The sequence below is a fragment of the Janthinobacterium sp. UMAB-56 genome (assembly GCF_900095265.1).
Taxonomy (GTDB): Bacteria; Pseudomonadota; Gammaproteobacteria; order Burkholderiales; family Burkholderiaceae_D; genus Janthinobacterium.
This window is the reverse complement of the sequence record NZ_LT607693.1, coordinates 1-2,848: the sequence shown is the minus strand read 5'-3', so window position 1 is coordinate 2,848 and position 2,848 is coordinate 1. Positions and strand designations below refer to the sequence as shown.

The 2,848-nt window shown below is 51.1% G+C and carries 1 rRNA gene; it reads left to right on the top strand.

Annotated features, from left to right (window positions below):
* Nucleotides 1-17 precede the first annotated feature (17 nt).
* A 23S ribosomal RNA gene (locus K0F85_RS28265) occupies nucleotides 18-2,824 on the top strand.
* Nucleotides 2,825-2,848: the final 24 nt, after the last annotated feature.

The window sequence follows — 2,848 nt, the reverse complement described above, 5'->3', positions numbered from 1 at the left end:
AGAGGCTAACGTTATAGGGACAAGCGAATAAGTGCACATGGTGGATGCCTTGGCGATTACAGGCGATGAAGGACGTAGTAGCTTGCGATAAGCTGCGGGGAGTGAGCAAACACACTTTGATCCGCAGATTTCCGAATGGGGCAACCCACCCTTTTAGGGTATTGCATACTGAATACATAGGTATGCAAGGCGAACGCGGCGAACTGAAACATCTAAGTAGCTGCAGGAAAAGAAATCAACCGAGATTCCCAAAGTAGCGGCGAGCGAAATGGGAAGAGCCTGTACGTGATAGTCGGACNGACCGGTGATACTAAGCGTACGACAAGTAGGGCGGGACACGTGACATCCTGTCTGAATATGGGGGGACCATCCTCCAAGGCTAAATACTCGTAATCGACCGATAGTGAACCAGTACCGTGAGGGAAAGGCGAAAAGAACCCCGGAAGGGGAGTGAAATAGATCCTGAAACCGTGTGCATACAAACAGTAGGAGCGGACTTGTTCCGTGACTGCGTACCTTTTGTATAATGGGTCAGCGACTTACATTCAGTGGCAAGGTTAACCGAATAGGGAAGCCGTAGAGAAATCGAGTCCGAATAGGGCGATCAGTCGCTGGGTGTAGACCCGAAACCAAGTGATCTACTCATGGCCAGGATGAAGGTGCGGTAACACGCCCTGGAGGTCCGAACCCACTAATGTTGAAAAATTAGGGGATGAGCTGTGGGTAGGGGTGAAAGGCTAAACAAACTTGGAAATAGCTGGTTCTCTCCGAAAACTATTTAGGTAGTGCCTCAAGTATCACCATCGGGGGTAGAGCACTGTTATGGCTAGGGGGTCATTGCGACTTACCAAACCATTGCAAACTCCGAATACCGATGAGTGCGAGCTTGGGAGACAGACGTCGGGTGCTAACGTCCGGCGTCAAGAGGGAAACAACCCAGACCGCCAGCTAAGGTCCCAAAGATTGGCTAAGTGGAAAACGAAGTGGGAAGGCTAAAACAGTCAGGATGTTGGCTTAGAAGCAGCCATCATTTAAAGAAAGCGTAATAGCTCACTGATCGAGTCGTCCTGCGCGGAAGATGTAACGGGGCTAAGCCAGTCACCGAAGCTGCGGATATNATATGGTAGGAGAGCGTTCTGTAAGCCTGCGAAGGTGTCTTGTAAAGGATGCTGGAGGTATCAGAAGTGCGAATGCTGACATGAGTAGCGATAATGGGGGTGAAAAGCCTCCACGCCGTAAGCCCAAGGTTTCCTGTTCAACGTTCATCGGAGCAGGGTGAGTCGGCCCCTAAGGCGAGGCAGAGATGCGTAGCTGATGGGAAGCAGGTTAATATTCCTGCACCGTCGTATGATGCGATGGGGGGACGGATCGCGGAAGGTTGTCCAACTGTTGGAATAGTTGGTTTTTGGCTCATAGAAGGCACTTAGGCAAATCCGGGTGCGTAATTCAAGGGGTTGAGACGAGTGAACTTGTTCACGAAGCAATCGGAAGTGGTTCCAAGAAAAGCCTCTAAGCTTCAGTCATACGAGACCGTACCGCAAACCGACACAGGTGGGCGAGATGAGTATTCTAAGGCGCTTGAGAGAACTCGGGAGAAGGAACTCGGCAAATTGGTACCGTAACTTCGGGAAAAGGTACGCCCCGGTAGCTTGATTGGTTTACTCCATGAGGGTGAAAGGGTTGCAATAAACTGGTGGCTGCGACTGTTTAATAAAAACACAGCACTCTGCAAACACGAAAGTGGACGTATAGGGTGTGACGCCTGCCCGGTGCTGGAAGATTAAATGATGGGGTGCAAGCTCTTGATTGAAGTCCCAGTAAACGGCGGCCGTAACTATAACGGTCCTAAGGTAGCGAAATTCCTTGTCGGGTAAGTTCCGACCTGCACGAATGGCGTAACGATGGCCACACTGTCTCCTCCCGAGACTCAGCGAAGTTGAAATGTTTGTGATGATGCAATCTACCCGCGGCTAGACGGAAAGACCCCATGAACCTTTACTGTAGCTTTGCATTGGACTTTGAACCAATCTGTGTAGGATAGGTGGGAGGCTTTGAAGCGGGGACGCTAGTTCTCGTGGAGCCAACCTTGAAATACCACCCTGGTTTGTTTGAGGTTCTAACCTTGGTCCGTTATCCGGATCGGGGACAGTGCATGGTAGGCAGTTTGACTGGGGCGGTCTCCTCCTAAAGTGTAACGGAGGAGTTCGAAGGTACGCTAGATACGGTCGGACATCGTGTTGATAGTGCAATGGCATAAGCGTGCTTAACTGCGAGACTGACAAGTCGAGCAGGTACGAAAGTAGGACATAGTGATCCGGTGGTTCTGTATGGAAGGGCCATCGCTCAACGGATAAAAGGTACTCTGGGGATAACAGGCTGATTCCTCCCAAGAGTTCATATCGACGGGGGAGTTTGGCACCTCGATGTCGGCTCATCACATCCTGGGGCTGTAGCCGGTCCCAAGGGTATGGCTGTTCGCCATTTAAAGTGGTACGTGAGCTGGGTTTAAAACGTCGTGAGACAGTTTGGTCCCTATCTGCCGTGGGCGTTGGAAATTTGAAGGGGGCTGCTCCTAGTACGAGAGGACCGGAGTGGACGAACCTCTGGTGTACCGGTTGTCACGCCAGTGGCATTGCCGGGTAGCTAAGTTCGGAAGAGATAACCGCTGAAAGCATCTAAGCGGGAAACTTGCCTTGAGATGAGATTTCCCAGAGCCTTGAGCTCTTTGAAGGGTCGTTCGAGACCAGGACGTTGATAGGCTGGGTGTGGAAGTGCAGTAATGCATTAAGCTAACCAGTACTAATTGCCCGTACGGCTTGTCCCTATAACCTTAGCAGGTACAGAGGAT